Below are 17517 nucleotides of genomic sequence, written 5' to 3'. Positions count from 1 at the left end.
ATGATTTCAGTAAATTAGATTTCAATGGCTATAATATAAATTAATGAGAGGTGCTTTTTTGTGAGTGCGGTAGGTACTAAATAGGAAAAATTTAATGAAATAAATCGGATAAGACCAGGGGATTTTTATGTATAGCATACCCCTAAATTTGTCATGGATTTATTTCGATACCTATGAAGATACCTACAATACTTTATAAAGCGTGTAATAGGAGGATTGCCATCCGTTTTTTATGGCTTATTTCCTCATATGTTATTACACATGCCTTGTAAATGTAAAAGCTGCGGTATCCCCGCAGCTTTTTTGTATATTTTCTTAATGTATAAAAATGGTAATTGAATCATGTAGGGCTCATTGGAATCTAATGAGTAGGTATCTTCATTGATGATAGAAATCAATCATAGTGAGGAGAAACAAAATGAATACGATGACTTTTGAAAAGTTACAATATAACGAATTAAAGGAAATAGTGAAATCATATTGTGTCAGTGGATTAGGTAAGGAATTATTAAATAAATTAGAGCCGAGTACGAGTATAAAAGTAGTGAGGAATCGCTTGAATGAAACGACAGAAGCTCGAGCTATAGTAGATGCAGAAGGGCATGTTCCTTTCTTCGGTATTTCAAATATCGCAAGTACAATTCAAAAATTAGAAAAAGGGATGATTTTAGACCCTGAAGAGTTAGTAAGTGTTTCAGACTTTTTACGCGGCTGTAGAAAGATTAAAAAGTTTATGTTAGATAAAGAGTTTTTTGCGCCAGTATTAGCTTCATATGCAAATTCAATGACTGAATATAAAAGTATTGAAGAGGAAATCAACTTTTCCATTAAAGGCAATAGTATTGATGCAGCTGCGAGTAAAGAGTTAAAACGAATTCGCAATAACATTGATTCGGTAGATGGAAAAATAAAAGAACGTTTAACCAAGTTTTTAAATAGTAGTGTAAATAAGAAGTATATTCAAGAATTCTTTATTAGTAAGAAGGATGATAGGTATACGATTCCAATTAAATCTTCTTATAAAAATCAAGTTGCGGGAAGTATAGTTGAAGCGTCTGCTAAAGGTTCTACTGTATTTATAGAACCGCATACGGTGACAAAGTTAAATGCGGAACTCGCAAGTTTGAAAGCAGAAGAAGCGATGGAAGAGTATCAGATTTTAGCGACGTTATCAGGGATGGTAGTAGAAAATATTTATCATATAAAAATTAATATGGAATTGATTAGTCAATATGATATGGTATTTGCGAAAGCGAAGTTTAGTAAATCGATTGATGGAATAGAGCCGAAGTTAAATGATCATGGCTACATTCATTTAGTAAATTGTAAGCATCCGCTTTTAAGTGGGAAAGTAGTACCGTTACACTTTGAAATCGGTCAAAACTACCGTAGTTTAATTATTACCGGACCAAATGCGGGCGGGAAAACAATTGTGCTAAAAACAATTGGATTGTTAACTTTAGCGACAATGTCAGGCTTGCATATTGCTGGAGATAAAGAAACAGAAATTGCTATTTTTGAAAATGTATTTGTAGATATTGGTGATAATCAAAGTATCGAAAACGCACTAAGTACATTTTCATCTCATATGAAAAATTTATCTGAGATTATGAGGATGTCAAATAATAATACGTTGCTACTATTTGATGAAATAGGAAGTGGGACTGAACCGAATGAAGGGGCAGCACTTGCAATTTCTATTTTAGAGGAGTTTTATCTTGCAGGATGTATTACAGTTGCGAGTACGCATTACGGTGAAATTAAACGATTTTCAGAAATGCACGATGATTTTATGAATGCAGCAATGCAATTTAATAGTGAGACACTAGAACCACTTTATAAATTAGTAATCGGTAAATCAGGTGAAAGTAATGCGCTTTGGATTGCGAATAAAATGAACGTAAGAGAGCGTGTACTGCAAAGAGCGAAAGCGTATATGGAAAATAAAGAATATACTTTAGAAAAACTGAATGAAAGTAAAATTAGAAAACCAAAATTTGTGCAGGAAAAAAGAGAAAACCATTACGAGTACAAAATCGGCGATCGTGTGAATTTATTAGATTATGATGATTTTGGTATCATCTATAAGGAAATAGATAATTTCTATAATGTCGTTGTATATTATAACGGTGAATTCGTTGAAGTAAACGTAAAACGTATTACTTTAGAGGTAGCGGCGAAGGAATTATATCCAGAGGGATATGATTTAAATACACTATTTGTCGATTATAAAGAAAGAAAACTGCAACATGATATAGAGCGCGGATCGAAAAAAGCGCTTCGTAAAATCCAAAAAGAAATAAGAAAGAATAGAGGATAAGTTAGAATGGTAACGATTAGACAAGAGCAAAAAAACGATTATAGAAAAACAGAAGCAGTGGTACAACAAGCATTTTTACATGAGGAATTTAGTGATAAAACAGAACATAAACTTGTAAAACGTATTAGAGAATGTGACGCGTTTATTCCTCAACTATCAATCGTTGCAGTAGATGAGGAAATCGTTGGTCACATTATGTTATCCAAAATTACGATAGAACAGGATGGAACTTCTGTAGAATCATTAGCACTTGCACCAGTTTCAGTTGCTAGGGGCCATCAGAAAAAAGGAATTGGCGGAAAACTGATTGGAGCTGCGTTAGAAAAAGCGATAGAACTTGGATACGGATCGGTTGTAGTGTTAGGACATCCAGAGTATTATCCGAAATTTGGTTTTAAGAAAGCAAGTGAGTGGAATATAAAAGCACCATTTGAAGTGCCTGAAGAGGTGTTTATGGTGGTGGAATTAAGGGAGAATGCTCTTGAAGGTGTAGAAGGAATTGTTCAGTATTCGAGTGCGTTTGCTGAGTAGGAATATCAGCTAAGGAATGTAATCATAAAAGATGCTATCTTTTTGTAGAGATATACAGAAAGATAGCTTTTTTTATTAAGAAAATTCACTTACGTATATTTTGCTCAATGAATAATTAAGATGGTAAAATTGATATAGCAATGTAAAGGGAGAGAAGAGAATGAAGAATCGAGAAACAGATAGCAATGAGAATGTAGTTACGTTATATGTTACAAGACACGGTAAAACAATATTAAATACGAATCATCGCGCGCAAGGTTGGGCAGACTCTCCATTAGTAGAAAAAGGTGTGGAAGTTGCCACTAATTTAGGAACAGGATTAAAAGATGTTCATTTTGCGAATGCGTATAGTAGTGATAGCGGCCGAGCGATTGAAACTGCTAATTTAGTATTAAAATATAGTGAGCAATCAAAATTGAAACTAGAGCAAAGAAAAAATTTACGAGAATTAAATTTTGGTATTTTTGAAGGTGAAAAGCTTGAAAATATGTGGGATGTGGTTGGAAAAGCTGCGGGTGTTACATCACCAGAGGAACTCATGAAGTTTTCTATTCAAGAAGTGATTAATCTGATTAGAGCAGCAGATCCAACGAAAGAGGCGGAAGATTGGGAATTATTTTCTACTCGTATAAAAGCAGAGATTGATAAAATTAGTGAAGAAGCTGCTGCAAATGGAGGCGGCAACGTTTTAGTTGTTGTTCATGGGCTTTTGATTACTGCATTAATTGAAATGATAGACAGTAGTAAAACAAAACTTGGAGTAGAGAATGCAAGTGTAACGAAAATTTTATATAAAGACGGGGAATATATCGTCGAGTCTGTTGGAGATATGAGTTATGTTGCAAAAGGGAAAGAAAGTGTGGGAATATAATTAAATCTCAAATATAAATAAGAAAAGGAGGCTAGAAAATCTAGCTTCCTTTTCTTATTTATATTTATAAAATTAGGTTGGGGTATTTTGGCGAAAATATCCATTATGTAGAGTGTTTCTTTGTTCAACAATTGGATCATTTAATTGAATAAGGCCATTTTGTTAAAAAGGATATCTCCAATTTTTAACGAATACAGGGTTATAAATAAGAAAAAGTGGTGAGATAAATAGGAAGAGAATTTAATTTCTTTTTGGAAAATAAAACGAAAAAATATATCATTAACAGGCTTCAGAGAGCGGGGTGTGTTTTCGCAGAAGATGAGACCCGGTTACTTATGTCAGAAGCACAAACCCCAGAGGACTTAAAGAAAATGGTGGAAATGCGAGCCGATGGTTTACCACTTGAATATGTTGTGGGATACGCGGCATTCTGTGGATTGCGGATAGAAGTGGACCGAGGTGTTTTCGTGCCTCGTCAACGTACAGAGTTTCTTGTTCACCAGGCAAAAGCTCTGTCATGTTTTGATGATATCGTCGTTGATCTATGTTGCGGGTCAGGGGCTGTGGGTGTAGCTCTGGTGGAAGCTTTAGGACGAGTTGAATTGTATTCTGTTGATATTGACCCTGTCGCAGTACGATGTGCAAGCCGCAACGTAACAAATTTCGGTGGACATGTTTTTGAAGGTGACTTGTATAATGCTTTGCCTCATTCACTTAAAGGTCGTGTGAATACCTTAGTTGCAAACGTACCATATGTTCCTACCAAGGCAATAAAGCTGCTCCCACAGGAAGCTCGCCTACATGAACCAAAGATAGCGCTTGACGGGGGAGAGGATGGACTTCACATTCAGCGGAGAGTAGCAAAAGAAGCATTTCTCTGGCTAGCACCGGGAGGTCATCTTTTAATAGAGACGAGTGAAATGCAGGCAACTCAGACCTTTGCAATTTTTGCTGATGCTGGGCTTACTCCGAAATTGGTTAGAGATGAGGAACTAGACGCTACTGTCGTTATAGGAGTGAATTCTCGTTTTTAGCATAAATTAGTACGTAGTTTTATTTACAAATGAGCACAAAATTTATTCCAAATTTACACGGACCTGTTATTTGAAGAAGAAAGGACATAACATATGTTATGTCCTTTCATTTATTAACTGTTTTCAATTCAGGTCTTGATAAAATCGAATTTAACTTCCTTTTTAAGTGGTAACGATTAAGGGATTAATAAAATCTTCCCTGTACTTTTTCTGCTCTCTAATAATTCATGGGCACGGGCACCGTCTTCTAAAGAGAATGTAGTAGGATTTGCAATTTTTACTTTCTCGGCCATAATCCATTCGAATAATTGAGAGGAGCGTTCTTTTCTCTCTTCATAAGATGTAAGCACGTTCCAAAGGTCTCCGCCGGTTAAAGTTTTCGAAGTATCCATAAGCATACGCGGATCAACGGGCGCAGGATTACCGCCGGCCATTCCGTAAAATACGACAGTACCACCAGTTTTAGTTGTGCTAAAACTTTCCTCTAACGTAGAACCTACTGATTCATATACAACATTTACTCCATCACCGTTTGTTATTTCAAGTACTTTCGCAGGCCATGTTTCCGTATATAAAAATACGTGATCAGCACCAGCTAATGTAGCTATTTGTGCTTTTTCTTTTGATGACGTGAGGCCGATTACTTTTCCGCCTAGTAGTTTAATTATTTGAATAAGAAGTTGTCCAACACCACCAGCTGCAGCATGTACTAAAGCTATATCACCTTGTTTTATTTGATAGCTATCGTTCGTTAAATAATGTGCTGTTAGACCTTGCAATAAGACAGAAGCGGCTGTTTCAAAAGAGATAGCATCTGGAAGCTTAATTGCCTTTTCAGATGGAGCAGCAACTAGCTCTGCATTTGCAAATGGAACGTCAGCAAATGCAATGCGATCTCCGGGGCTGATCGTAGTAACGTCAGCTCCTACTTTTTCAACAATACCAGCTCCTTCATAGCCTAATACATACGGCGGATTGCCAGCGAGATGATAATCACCGCGGCGTCTATAAATATCAGCGAAATTTAAACCGATTGCTTTCGTACGGATAAGAATTTCATTTGGATTTATGATTGGATCATGTATTTCTTTATATTGTAGTACATCTGGACTTCCAAATTGTTCGAAGTAAAGTGCCTTCATATGGAATACCTCCATTTTTATTGTTTGTCGATGCTCTTTATCATACAATACAAATATCAATAGACAAAGAGGATTATTTCGATGGAATCAATCGGAAATATCGATTGAAAAGAGGGATGATAAATGGAGATAAAACAATTAATTACATTTAAAGTAGCGGCAGACACTTTGAATTTTACGCAAACTGCGAAGAAATTAAACTTTGCTCAATCGAGCGTAACGGCGCAAATTAAAACGTTAGAAGCTGAGTTAGGTACGCCGTTATTTGAAAGATTAGGAAAACGTCTTTTTTTAACTGAAGCAGGCAAAAAGTTTCAACTATATGCCGACAAGATGATTGCACTCAGTAACGAAGCGAAAATGGCTGTGAAAGATGATGAGGAAATAGCAGGTACGTTAATAATTGGTGCGCAAGAGAGTCAATGTACATATAGGCTGCCATCTATATTAAAGAGGTTTAAAGCACAATTTCCTCAAATAAAGCTTATATTTAAACCAGCACATTCCAATAAAGATGCGAAGGAACAATTGATGGAGGGAAAAGTCGATCTTGCCTTTATTTTGGACGAATGTAAAACAGAAGATGCTTTACATGTGGAGCCGCTTATGAAAGAAGAGTTAAAAGTAGTAGCTGCTTCAGGGCATTATTTACTCGAGCAAACTTCCGTTTCTATAAAAGATTTAGAAAGGGAAACACTTTTGTTAACAGAACTCGGTTGCTCGTATCGAACTTTATTTGAAGAGCTATTTCGTACAGAAGATGTGTATCCAGCAAATAAGATTGAGTTCGTTAGTGTCGAGGCGATTAAACAATGTGTTATTGCAGATTTAGGAATAGCTGTTTTACCAGCGATAGTAGTAGAAAAAGATATAAGAGAAGGGACGATAAAAGAGTTACGTGTAGAAAATGCAATTTCACCGATTTATACACAAATTGCTTGGCATAAAGATAAATGGATGACAGTGCCACTGCAACAATTTATTGATGTGACGAGGGAGTTTTTTACGACGGATTAAGTGGAGAAATGGGTATTAATATTAGTATAAAAGAGTTAGGATTGTTATTTGATTTTGATATGAAAATGAGAGAGCCTTACTACATTTTATTGTGGTAAGGCTCTTTCAAGTTGTTAATAGTTTAAGAAGATTCATTTACAAGGGCATATCTTTATAATCACTTTTAAGTATCGCCATAATAATTTCATCCGAGTACGTATCGTTATAAAATAAAGATTGACGTAAGGTTCCTTCTTTTACAAACCCAACCTTTTCGTAAGCTCTAATTCCGCGTAAATTATGGTTAAATACTTCTAACTGTAACCGATTTAAATATAGTTGTTCAAAAACAAATTTTAAAACAATTGTAATAGCTTCAGTTCCATATTCTTGTCCTGTTAATGCTATGGAAAGCATTGATATTCTGAATACTGCTCTTTTGTTCTCCTCTTCGATATCTAAAATCGACAACTCTCCAATCATTTCATCAGTGCTTTTTAAACAAATAGCGAAATCATAGCGACTTGAATCATTATTGATATGATCTATATGTGCTTTAATTTGCTCCAATGAAAAAGTAGACTTGGTTCCAGTCATATATCTTATTTCTTCATCCATTGTACTTTCTAATATAATGGGTGCATCTAGTTCACAAAGGGGCCTTAAATAAATTCTTTCACTCTCTAATCTCATTATAAATTTCTCCTTAAGGTTTGTGATAGAGTATCTAAATATTTTTGATAAGAGTTGTATTGTTTGAAAAGTATGAGTCTTACTTTAATGTTACATGAATTTTATAATGATATGGTATACCTAAAATGAATGATAAAAGTTTTATACACAACAAAATATATCAACAAGTTTTTTAATAATCGAATTAACTAAGGTCTGTATCAGGAGGATTGTACCCAAGGTGACGAGCCATTGATACAATTTGTCCTTTATGATGAAATTCATGTGTCTCAGTATGAGTTAAAAGCCATAGTGGTGTTGTACTCCAAGGTTCTTTTCGCCATTTCACTTCATTTGCTATATTTTCGAGCCAGCGGTCATTGTATTCATCTAAAAAACGTTGTACAGTCTCATCTACTAACTTAAATCTAGCACGGACTTTCGTGATATCTGCATGCTCAATTTCATAATCACTAGCAAATGAAAAATCTGCTCGTTTTTGTTTGAATGCGAACGATCCAAGCCAGTATCGATAGCAATCGGCTACATGAATATGCGTCTTTATAATGCTACCGCTCCCGAAATTTGGAACAGTGCTATGTAATTTTTCTAGTGGGATTTCTTCCAAAAACGAAAATAGAGTTTCTCTTGTAGAGCTAATAAGATTATATTGCTGTTTTAAAATATGTAACATGAAATTGACACTCCTCTATTATTTACTAAACTATTTGTGTAGTAAGTAATTCTATATGTACGAGAGGTGAACCTTTTTATTATTTTTACTAAGCATATTAGATGTATTTCTTCATTGTTTCTGATAGATTAAACAAGGTGAAACTTTAATAAATTGAACATTCTTAGTTCATAATAAATGGTACATGAAGAAGGAGAACGATTAAATGAATAGACTAGTTGGCTTAAAACAATTTGAAATAACGCGTGGGGAATTGCTTAAATTTATGGAGAAGCTAGACGATAAAACTGTAGATACACAGCCAGAGGGTTTTAACAATACAATTCGCTGGCATATCGGTCATGTGTTAACGGCAGCAGAAGTTTTCATGTTTGGAAAAGAATTCAAACAATTACCGACTGAATATCCAGGTATGTTTGGGTATGGATCAAGACCATCTAAATGGAAAACAGCGGGGCCGTCATTAGAAGTGTTAGCGGCTCAATTAAAAGAACAAGCAAAACGTATTAACGAAATTCCAGCAGAAGCGTTTGAAAATAAACTGCCAGAGCCATTCCTAGGATTGGAAACAGTAGGGGAGCTTTACGGCATGATGCTTTATCATGAAGCTGATCATATTGGACAAATGAAGGCGATGGAGCGTATTATTAAAGCTCTTTAGTTCTAATTGTATTTAAAAAACGAAAGTACAGATGTTTTGTCAAAATTGAGGTGTAAGTAGTTACAATCTTATTTTTTACAATACAGGTGTATATATAGACAAAAAGGATAGATAATTTATTATCTATCCTTTTTGACGTTGAGTTTCTTGAAGGGATTATGAGTAGGAATAGTTATTATTTTTTGTTTTACATAATAGAAAAATATTGAAGATAATACAGAAATAAGGTTGCAAAACTTGTATGAAATATAAGTATAATAATAGAGAAGAACTAGAAATAGGGGTGAATACTATGATTACATTAGAACAAAAGGTAGAGCAATACACACATACATATGGACAATTAAAGGGAGAACTAAAATGGAAAACGAGTGATTCTCGAACAGGAATGATGATTGCAGCTATGTATGCAAGTAGTGATAAATTGTTTGATCTTGGACGTTTTTTAGAAATTAGTAGTTATATTAAGAATCAAGTAGGGATGTTTTCATACTTAAAGTCTTATCATCGCTTTGTGGTGGCCGCAACATTAGATATTCACTTTACAGATTATAAGAAAGCTTTTCGGAAGTTTTTAGATTTATATGAACAATTGGTTGCTGGTGGTTTTAGCCGAAGTATATTTACTTATCTCGCAGCAGCTGTGCTTTTAACAGAAGAAAATGAACAGCATGGCACGCACGTTCAGCGTTCGATGCAGGTATATAAACGTATGAAAAAGGATCATCTTTTTCTTACAGGTACAAATGATTATCCGCTCGCAGTTTTATTAGCAGGACAATCAGAGAATGTAGAAACACTTATGGACCGTGTAGAACGTCTGTATGAGAAACTAGCGGAAGTAGGTTTGCGTAAAGGGAATGACCTTCAATTTTTAAGTCATATTCTTTCGCTAAAGAAGGATGTCCGTGAAGAAATGTTAGTTGCAACATGTGCAAACATATGGAAGTTGTTAAAACAAGAAAAGGTAAAAGTGAAACAGATGCATTATCCAGCAATCGGGCTAATAGCGTTACTTGAGGATGGAGAAAAAGAGATTCATGCTATTAAAGCGTTGATTGAAAAATTGAAGGGAGAGAAATTGTTCCGTTGGCATACAGATGCGAATATTCTTATTGCTATTCAACTGTTCGTAAGTCAGAAAGGCGAGGAAAGTAAAGCTACCCATACAGGTTTACAAACTATGATAGAAGTCCTCATACAAGCACAACAGGCAGCTATGATGGCAACGATTGCTGCTTCATCTGCAGCAACCTCTTCAGCTAGTAGTAGTTCATAATTTATAACTCCTTTTATAAGGACGGTAAAACAGGTAGCCCATCACTCTCTCATGAGTTATGGGCTACCTGTTTTTACATAATCAGCGTTATCTTTTCGACGCCTTCAAATGTTTAAGTTGTGTAACAATCATAATGCTAATAACAACGAGTAAAAACCATGAGCTAATTTTGCTTAAGTGAACGAGATTCCATGCTTCCCGTTGATTTGGATATTGCCATGCCCCGAAAAATGTTGCGATGTTCTCTGCAATCCAAATAAAGAAACCGATAAGGAAAAAGGAGAGAACGAGTGGCATTTTATATGTAACGCCTCGTAATGAAAATTCTACAAATGTCCGAAAGAAAACGATGAATAATAGTAAAGTTAATACCCATCTAAAGTCATATAGAAAATGATGTGTGAAAAAATTAAAGTAAATCATTGCTCCTAGCGGTACGGCAAAAATAGACCTTGGCCAATGATGCATTTGTAAATGCAATCTTCTCCACGCTTGGCATATGTAACTGGCAACACTTGCATACATAAAACCACTGTAAAGCGGAACTCCAAAAACTTTTGAATATGCCTCTTCCGGATAACTCCATGAACCGAAATGTACTTTATATATTTCTAGTAGAAGGCCGATGAGATGGAAGACAGTAATTACTTTTAATTCGTCTTTCGTTTCAAGTCCAGTTTTGTACATAATCCACTGCATAAGAAGACATACGATGAGTATGAAATCGTAGCGGTATAACCCTGGGATAGAAATGATTTTTGATAGGGCTAGTGTTAAGAAAATAACAACTGGGAATAAGCAAGATAATGCTTGCTCGTAAGTGAAGTGTAGTAGTTGTTTTATGTAGAACATTGTGTCACCTTCGATATTTTTGTTAGAAAACTCAAAATAATGACTAAGTATACTACAATTTAAAAAATAAGCCAGTAGTTTATTTTGCATGTATTTGTAAGTTTTAGAAAGGAATTGTAATAAGTATTTTAATATTTAACGAAGTAAAAAAATAGTTTGCTATTTCAAAAAAGTGGGGATATAATATCTAAATGAAAATGATAATTATTATCAGTAATGATTATAAATTAAAAATAATTATAAAAAACAACTGAATATAAAGGATGAAATGAAACATGTTACATAAGTTTGCTGTACATGCTGGCAATAATCGCTGGATACATATTAAGTTCATATGTTTCATGATCTTAACAATTTTATGTTTAATCGGATCTATATTTTTAGCTATTGCGTTCGGTGCAAAGGATATCCATTTGCAAACTGTATGGACAGCGGTTTTTGATTATAATCCGAAAGTAACGCAGCACCAAATTATTTATGAATTAAGGCTCCCTAGGGTAATTGGAGCAGCAGTGGTAGGAGCAGCTTTTGCGGTCGCAGGGGCAGTTATGCAAGGAGTAACACGAAACCCATTAGCTGATGCAGGTGTGCTTGGGATAAATGCAGGTGCGATGTTTGTAGTTGCACTTAGTTTTGCCTTTTTCCCGCATATGCCATATTCCTATTTAATGATTGTTTCCTTTATTGGAGCGGTTTTAAGTACAGTACTCATTTTTATTATCGGGTCAGCAACATCAGGCGGGTTAACACCGATGAGGTTAACGATTGCAGGGGCAGTTATGGCCGCACTTTTGCATTCGTTAAGTTCAGGTGTCGCGATTTATTATGACTTAAGTCAAGATTTAGCGTTTTGGTACGCTGGTGGTGTTGCAGGGGTTAAGTGGGAACACTTGGAATTTTTAGTTCCTATTATTCTCATAACCATTCTTTTTGCGACAGTGATAGGGCGGTCTATTTCACTCATATCAATGGGAGATGACGTCGCTACGAATTTAGGAGTAAAAACGAACCAAACGAGAATACTAGGGATGATTATAGTAGTCATTCTTGCAGGTGTATCTGTTTCAGCTGTTGGTTCTATCGGATTTGTAGGACTTGTTATTCCGCATATTGCTAGAAAATTAGTTGGTGTGAATTATCGACTCATTATTCCTATGTCAGCTTTACTAGGGGCTATGTTATTAGTTTTAGCTGACTTAGGGGCAAGAACAGTAAACCCTCCTAAAGAACTTGCGATAGGAATTATGGTAGCTCTTGTTGGAGTTCCGTTCTTCCTCTATATAGCACGTAAAGTTGGGAGGGAGCTATAAGTGAAGGAACTTTTGAACACTGATAAAAAGAGAGCTATTACTGTAACTGCAATTTTTAGTTGTATTAGTATCGCTGTCATTTTAATTAGTTTAAATACAGGGACACTAAGCATAGCGCCACTTAAAGTAATTCAAACACTTTTCGGTTATGGTGATTTTGAGAGTGCAACAGTGCTATACGATTATCGTATGCCAAGAATTATAATTACAATGTTAGCTGGTATTGGGCTTGGGATTTCCGGTGCGATTTTACAAGGATTATCACGTAATGCACTTGCAGACCCTGGTATTTTAGGATTACATTCAGGTGCATCTTTCGGGCTAATTATATTTGTTACTTTCTTTCATTCTATTAATGAGAATGCATCGATTTTAATACCTTTATTTACATTTGGCGGGGGAGCACTAGCTGCATTTTTAATTATTATACTTGCGAGTGATCAATCAAAAGGTTTACTTCCTATTAGACTTATTCTCGTTGGTATTGCTGTTTCAGCTGGCTTTAGTGCGATTTCGTTATTTTTCTCCCTCAAATTAAATGATGAGACATATACATTCGCTTCTAGATGGTTAGTTGGTAACGTGTGGGGAAGGGATTGGATTCATGTCCTAGCATTATTACCTTGGATTTTCATACTAACCCCGTATGCATGGCTAAAATCTAAAACGTTAAATGCATTGTCACTAGGTGATAGTGTGGCAGCAGGACTTGGTGTTTCTGTTCAAAAAGAACGGTTACTTCTTTTAGCTACAGCGGTTGGATTATCTTGCGCGAGTGTATCGATGGCAGGGGGGATTGGGTTCATCGGTTTAGTTGCTCCGCATATTGCAAGAAAGTTAGTAGGTACTACCTATCAACATTTCCTTCCACTAGCTGGCATTATCGGAATGATTATTTTAGTGCTAGCAGATACGATAGGTCGTTCTATATTCGAGCCAAATTCTATTCCAGCTGGTGTAGTAGTGGCAGCTTTAGGAGCACCTTATTTTCTTTATTTACTTACAAAAACAAAATAAATACTTCAAAGAGGAGAACATATGAAAAAGAAACTTACTATTTTATTTAGCATAATGTGTATTTTAGTATTAGCAGCATGTGGTCAAACGAAATCTAATGAAGAGGCAACGAAAAAAACTGAAAAAAGTAATGATCCGAAAATCGCTTCTATGTCCATTCACTTAACGAATAATTTACTGGCATTAGGAATTACACCTGTAGGTTCTGTTATTGGAGGAGATTTAAAAGATTTCTTACCGCATGCAAAAGAGCAGTTGAAAGATACGAAGAAACTTGGTGTTGTAACGGATCCGAATATGGAAGCATTACTTCAATTGAAGCCAACTGACATTTATGTGGATGAAAAATACGCGGGCAAAGATTTAGCGAAATACGAAAAAATTGCAAAAACACATTCTTTTAATTTAGATGAAGGTACGTGGAGAGATCAGTTAAAGCAAGTTGGTAAACTTGTAAACCGTGAGAAAGAAGCGGATACATATATTCAAGATTACGAAGAGCAATCAAAACGAGTAAAAAGTTTAATAGATAAAGAATTAGGTAATAACGAAAAAGTAATGGCAATTCGTGTTACTGCAAAAGAATTACGTGTATTTAGTACGAAAAGACCGATGGGACCAATTTTATTCCAAGACTTAGGATTACAACCTGCAAACGGTGTAGAGAAAATTGATGGAAACCGTCCTTTCGAAGTCATTTCACAAGAAGTATTACCTGACTTTGATGCAGATGCTATTTTCGTTGTTGTAAACAGGGATGATAAGGCAAAATCTGCATTTAAACAACTTCAAGAAACACCAATTTGGAAAGACTTAAAAGCAGTTAAAGGTAAGCACGTGTACATTATTAATGACCAACCATGGCTTGACTATTCTGCTTTAGGTAACAAAATGGCAATGGATGAAGCGGAGAAAATGTTTACGAAATAATATTGACTCGTCGTTAAGAAGATCCTCTAAATTTTGAGGGTCTTTTTTTATTGTTAGAATAAATAAAAAATTATACAATGAATGTAATTCAATGTAGAGGAGATGTGCCAATGTCAGCGCTTATTGTAAGTATCCCATGTATAAAGCAGTTTATAGAATAAAGGGATAAATAGGCTAATAATTATCCCTGTTATTAAAAAAGGGGAGTTTGAAATAACAATGAATCTTTTTCAAAATAAAACGATTAAATTATCAGCTATTAGAGAAGCAGATGCTGAAGTAATGGTTATATGGCAAGAGGATAGTGAATATTTAAGAAACGTCGATACAGATGTAGCATTCCCGCAATCTTTACAGGAAATAGCGAGTGATGGGCTATTAAAGGGCCGGAGATCGAATGGTGTCGCGTTCATGTTAAGGACAGTTCAAGATGATCGCTTAATTGGTTTTGTTGCAATTCATGGCATAGAGTGGAATAACAGAACGGGTTTATTAGCAATTGGTATAGGAGATGCAAATGATAGAGGGAAAGGATATGGAAGAGAAGCGATCCATCTTATCTTAAAATATGCTTTCTATGAATTGAATTTGCACCGCGTCGGTCTGGATGTTATTTCTTATAATAAAGCTGCTATTGAGTTGTATAAAAAAATGGGTTTTCAAATAGAAGGCTGTATGAGAGAAGCAGTTCAAAGGGATGGGAAGTGTTTTGATCGTATCATTATGGGGATATTGCGGGATGAGTGGATAGAGCTGCAAGGTTAGAAAGTACATTCGAAATTATATATGTAGTATGCAGGAGATATAATGATAATTGGCGAAAATTTACAGTGTACTGATTGAATTTATAAGGAGTTATGCAAAATGAATTTAGAAAAAGCAAAACCAGTAAATGAAGAAGTCGCTGAATTAAAGGAACTAATTAAAGAATTACATGGAAGTGTACATCAACTTCAAAGTGAAGTGCAGCAGCTAAGGCACGAAAGACCGGTTGTTGAGGTGAGAAAAGGTGTTCAATTATCACCAGCAATCGTTGGACAAATTGGTGGTATGATATTAGGTGGATTAGCAATTATCGGTATATTTTGGTGAACGAAAAAAGGTATGCAATGTAGAGCTGCATACCTTTTTCATTGTCGTTATTTGTCGGTAAGTCGATATTCTCTGTCGAATCGTCGATATAATTAGAAAATCGTTGATATATTTGAAGAAACGATCGATATATTTTAAAAATCGTCGATATAATTTCACGTACTACAACTTTTACATTAAATAACGTAAATAAATATAAGCATGTGATAATAGTAATGCAATGATAGTTAACGGTAAGCCAATTTTTAAGAAGTCCATATACGAGAAAGCATGTCCTTCACGTTTTGCAATACCAGCAACGACTACGTTTGCGGATGCTCCGATTAATGTTCCGTTTCCTCCTAAGCAAGCTCCAAGTGATAACGCCCACCATAGTACTTCGATTTGCGGAGAATCGACAGATAGTCCGAGTCCTGTAGCTAAATCTTGAATAAGCGGGATCATCGTTGCGACAAAGGGGATATTGTCAATTGTCGCAGATGCGATGCCTGATACCCACAAGATAAGTATCGCAGCGAAACCGATATCGCCATTTGTCACGTCGAGTACTTCTTTTGCGAGTGAAGAAATAAGTCCGATATCAATTAACCCGCCAACGAGAACGAATAGTCCGGCGAAGAAGAAAATGGTTACCCATTCAACGTGGGCAAATACATCTTCAATATCATGTTCCTTTACTCCAATTAGCATAAGAAGTGTAGCGCCTGTCATTGCGACAACGGCAGCGTCTACATGAATAACAGAATGAAGGATAAAGCCTAAAATAGTTAGTCCCAAAATCGTGATCGATTTTAAAAGGAGGCTTTGATCTTTAATATAATCTTTTTCGTTTAATATCATAAGTTTTTCGATTTGCTCAGGTGTTGTTTTTAGTTTGTTGCGATACATAAAGTAAATAATGCCGAGTGTAACGATAGAAATAATAATTACGATTGGAGCTAAGTTCAGTAAAAAGGCATTAAAATCTAAATGCTTATTTGCTGATCCAATCATAATGTTCGGTGGGTCACCAATTAATGTTGCTGTTCCGCCTATATTTGAAAATAGCACTTCTGAAATCAAATAAGGAACAGGGTTTACTTTTAAAATACGTGTTATGGACAGTGTAACAGGTACGATTAGTAAAACGGTTGTTACGTTGTCCAAAAAGGCAGAACCGACAGCAGTTAATAGGGATAGTAATAATAAAATGCGGATTGGTTTTCCGCCAGCTGCTTTTGCCGCTTTAATGGCCACAAATTCAAATACGCCTGATTGACTCGTAATATGTACGAGAATCATCATCCCAATTAAAAGGGTGATCGTTTCCCATTGAATATGTGATGTGAAAGCGGTATGTAAATCTACAACTCCAAAAATAATCATAATAGCAGCGCCGAATAGTGCAATTACAGCACGATTCAATTTCTCAGAAATAATAAATCCGTACGTGATTAAAAATACGGCAATTGCAAAATAATATTGCCAATTTGCTACTTCATGTGCTGATTGTTCCAATCATGTCACCTTCTTTAAAGTATGTATTCAATTGTCGAAATGTATCTCGCTGCATAAATACGGGATAAAATATATTGTAGCAAATTCAAAAAAGAAAGAAAACTATTTAACAAAGTGAAGGAAAAAATATGATTTTTACATATGATATAAAAAATATAAAAAACACAGTGCAAATTATTAGGAAAAGTGGGCGTTGTCCTCTAATATAGAGATAGCAATTTACATTATTTTTGCGTAAAATGGTTTAAAGAGGTGAATTCCGATGGAAATAGTAAAAGATAGTTCTCTTATTCAAAATGAAATTGAACGTTTTGTAAATAAAGATGTATATATTCATTTAGAAACAACGAACGGAGCGTATGCGTCACACTTTAACGAAAAGATGATGACAGTTGGAGCATTCATTCGAAATGCAATTATTCGCTTTGAACGCGGGAAGATTACTGGAACGAATCCATACCGAGTTGGTTTGAAAATGGATCATGGTTGGGTATATGCAGAAGGTATTACGCACTGGGAAGTAGACGATAAAGAGCGTTTATTACTTGCAGGGCATGATAATCAAGGTCGCTTAGCAGTTGCACTTGAGTTAAGCTTAACACCATTTAAGTAAGAAGGA

General features: G+C 35.3%; 18 protein-coding genes. 13 read left to right on the top strand and 5 right to left on the bottom strand.

Annotated features, from left to right (window positions below; translation table 11 throughout):
- The first annotated feature begins 418 nt into the window (after nucleotides 1-418).
- The 4 genes from MHB74_RS16760 to MHB74_RS16745 all read left to right on the top strand — a co-directional run bounded on the left by MHB74_RS16760 (nucleotide 419) and on the right by MHB74_RS16745 (nucleotide 4756).
- Entirely contained in the window at nucleotides 419-2320 is a 1902-nt protein-coding gene (locus tag MHB74_RS16760; RefSeq protein WP_061677686.1) for an endonuclease MutS2, read from the top strand.
- A 6-nt stretch (nucleotides 2321-2326) separates the two neighbouring features.
- Nucleotides 2327-2851 (top strand): GNAT family N-acetyltransferase, encoded by a 525-nt coding sequence (locus tag MHB74_RS16755; protein WP_061677685.1) that lies wholly within the window; start codon nucleotides 2327-2329, stop codon nucleotides 2849-2851.
- Between the two features lie 160 nt (nucleotides 2852-3011).
- Entirely contained in the window at nucleotides 3012-3722 is a 711-nt protein-coding gene (locus MHB74_RS16750; RefSeq protein ID WP_061677684.1) for a histidine phosphatase family protein, read from the top strand.
- Nucleotides 3723-3973: 251 nt separating this feature from the next.
- Nucleotides 3974-4756, top strand: a complete 783-nt coding sequence (locus MHB74_RS16745) for a putative protein N(5)-glutamine methyltransferase (RefSeq protein ID WP_061677683.1) — start codon at nucleotides 3974-3976, stop codon at nucleotides 4754-4756.
- Between the two features lie 176 nt (nucleotides 4757-4932).
- Here the strand turns inward: MHB74_RS16745 and MHB74_RS16740 are convergent, their stop codons facing one another.
- The gene (locus MHB74_RS16740) at nucleotides 4933-5898 is read right to left on the bottom strand and encodes a quinone oxidoreductase family protein (protein ID WP_061677682.1); all 966 of its coding nucleotides are present in this window, start codon (nucleotides 5896-5898) and stop codon (nucleotides 4933-4935) included.
- Nucleotides 5899-6021: 123 nt separating this feature from the next.
- Between MHB74_RS16740 and MHB74_RS16735 the strand changes: the two genes are divergently transcribed.
- The gene (locus MHB74_RS16735; RefSeq protein ID WP_061677681.1) at nucleotides 6022-6915 is read left to right on the top strand and encodes a LysR family transcriptional regulator; all 894 of its coding nucleotides are present in this window, start codon (nucleotides 6022-6024) and stop codon (nucleotides 6913-6915) included.
- Nucleotides 6916-7050: 135 nt separating this feature from the next.
- Here MHB74_RS16735 and MHB74_RS16730 read toward each other — a convergent pair whose 3' ends face one another.
- Nucleotides 7051-7587 (bottom strand): GNAT family N-acetyltransferase, encoded by a 537-nt coding sequence (locus MHB74_RS16730; RefSeq protein WP_061677680.1) that lies wholly within the window; start codon nucleotides 7585-7587, stop codon nucleotides 7051-7053.
- A gap of 184 nt (nucleotides 7588-7771) precedes the next feature.
- On the bottom strand, nucleotides 7772-8260 hold the full coding sequence (locus MHB74_RS16725; RefSeq protein ID WP_061677678.1) for a DinB family protein: 489 nt from the start codon (nucleotides 8258-8260) through the stop codon (nucleotides 7772-7774).
- Nucleotides 8261-8465: 205 nt separating this feature from the next.
- On the opposite strand from MHB74_RS16725, the gene MHB74_RS16720 reads away from it, so the two are divergent.
- Nucleotides 8466-8921: a DinB family protein gene (locus tag MHB74_RS16720; protein ID WP_061677676.1), complete on the top strand. Its 456-nt coding sequence runs from the start codon at nucleotides 8466-8468 to the stop codon at nucleotides 8919-8921.
- Nucleotides 8922-9162: 241 nt separating this feature from the next.
- Nucleotides 9163-10200, top strand: a complete 1038-nt coding sequence (locus MHB74_RS16715; protein WP_098375119.1) for a DUF4003 domain-containing protein — start codon at nucleotides 9163-9165, stop codon at nucleotides 10198-10200.
- Nucleotides 10201-10287: 87 nt separating this feature from the next.
- On the opposite strand, the gene MHB74_RS16710 is transcribed toward MHB74_RS16715, so the two are convergent.
- The gene (locus MHB74_RS16710; RefSeq protein WP_061677673.1) at nucleotides 10288-11052 is read right to left on the bottom strand and encodes a DUF817 domain-containing protein; all 765 of its coding nucleotides are present in this window, start codon (nucleotides 11050-11052) and stop codon (nucleotides 10288-10290) included.
- Nucleotides 11053-11327: 275 nt separating this feature from the next.
- Between MHB74_RS16710 and MHB74_RS16705 the strand changes: the two genes are divergently transcribed.
- The 5 genes from MHB74_RS16705 (at nucleotide 11328) to MHB74_RS16685 (ending at nucleotide 15401) form a co-directional block, all read left to right on the top strand.
- A complete protein-coding gene (locus MHB74_RS16705; RefSeq protein WP_061677671.1) occupies nucleotides 11328-12362 on the top strand; it encodes a FecCD family ABC transporter permease in 1035 nt (344 codons plus the stop codon).
- Complete coding sequence (locus MHB74_RS16700; protein ID WP_061677670.1) at nucleotides 12363-13379, top strand: FecCD family ABC transporter permease; 1017 nt, start codon at nucleotides 12363-12365, stop codon at nucleotides 13377-13379. It begins immediately after the preceding gene.
- Nucleotides 13380-13400: 21 nt separating this feature from the next.
- Nucleotides 13401-14309, top strand: a complete 909-nt coding sequence (locus MHB74_RS16695; RefSeq protein ID WP_061677668.1) for an iron-hydroxamate ABC transporter substrate-binding protein — start codon at nucleotides 13401-13403, stop codon at nucleotides 14307-14309.
- Between the two features lie 213 nt (nucleotides 14310-14522).
- A complete protein-coding gene (locus MHB74_RS16690) occupies nucleotides 14523-15074 on the top strand; it encodes a GNAT family N-acetyltransferase (RefSeq protein ID WP_061677666.1) in 552 nt (183 codons plus the stop codon).
- Between the two features lie 99 nt (nucleotides 15075-15173).
- Nucleotides 15174-15401 (top strand): hypothetical protein, encoded by a 228-nt coding sequence (locus tag MHB74_RS16685; protein WP_001047302.1) that lies wholly within the window; start codon nucleotides 15174-15176, stop codon nucleotides 15399-15401.
- Nucleotides 15402-15572: 171 nt separating this feature from the next.
- Here the strand turns inward: MHB74_RS16685 and MHB74_RS16680 are convergent, their stop codons facing one another.
- A complete protein-coding gene (locus MHB74_RS16680; protein ID WP_061677665.1) occupies nucleotides 15573-16898 on the bottom strand; it encodes an ArsB/NhaD family transporter in 1326 nt (441 codons plus the stop codon).
- Nucleotides 16899-17160: 262 nt separating this feature from the next.
- Between MHB74_RS16680 and MHB74_RS16675 the strand changes: the two genes are divergently transcribed.
- Nucleotides 17161-17511 (top strand): YojF family protein, encoded by a 351-nt coding sequence (locus MHB74_RS16675; protein WP_000407039.1) that lies wholly within the window; start codon nucleotides 17161-17163, stop codon nucleotides 17509-17511.
- Nucleotides 17512-17517: the final 6 nt, after the last annotated feature.

The organism is Bacillus sp. FSL K6-0069, assembly GCF_038007785.1.
Lineage (GTDB): Bacteria > Bacillota > Bacilli > Bacillales > Bacillaceae_G > Bacillus_A > Bacillus_A mobilis.
This window is presented reverse-complemented; position numbering and strand designations above follow the sequence as displayed.